The 479-nt window shown below is 66.6% G+C and carries 1 protein-coding gene; it reads right to left on the bottom strand.

What is annotated here, in order from left to right; genetic code table 11:
- The coding region (locus tag AC0L17_RS34605; protein ID WP_473519010.1) for an IS256 family transposase at nt 1-479 on the bottom strand (479 nt) is incomplete at both ends.

Here is a 479-nt window from a genome sequence, read left to right as displayed (position 1 = left end):
TCGACGCCGGCGAGCCCGCGCTGCTTGAGCCCTGCCACGAACGCGCGCCAGCTCGAATGGCTTTCCCGGTTGGCCAGCTCGACACCGAGCACCTGGCGCCGGCCCTCCCAGTCGACCCCGATCGCCACCAGCACCGCCTGGCTGGCGATCACGCCGGCTTCGCGCGCCCGCTCATAGCGCGCGTCCAGAATGAGGTACGGGTAAGGTTCGGCAAGCCGCTGCTCAAAGAACGCCTTCAGGGCTTCATCCAGCCGCGCCGTCGCCTGGCTTACCGTCGAGGCCGAGAAGGAATGGCCGCACAGCTCCTCGGTGATCGCCTTCACCTTGCGCGTCGACACGCCTTGCACGTACATCTCGACCAGCGCCGATACCAGTGCCTTCTCCGAGCGCTGATAACGCTCAAACAACTCCGTCGAGAACCGGCCGGCCCGATCTTGCGGAACCCGAAGCTCCAGCACGCCAACCCGCGTCACAAGCTT

Source organism: Mesorhizobium sp. WSM4829 (assembly GCF_055811475.1).
Note: the sequence above shows the minus strand (reverse complement) of the source record. Positions and strands in the feature narration are given on the sequence as shown.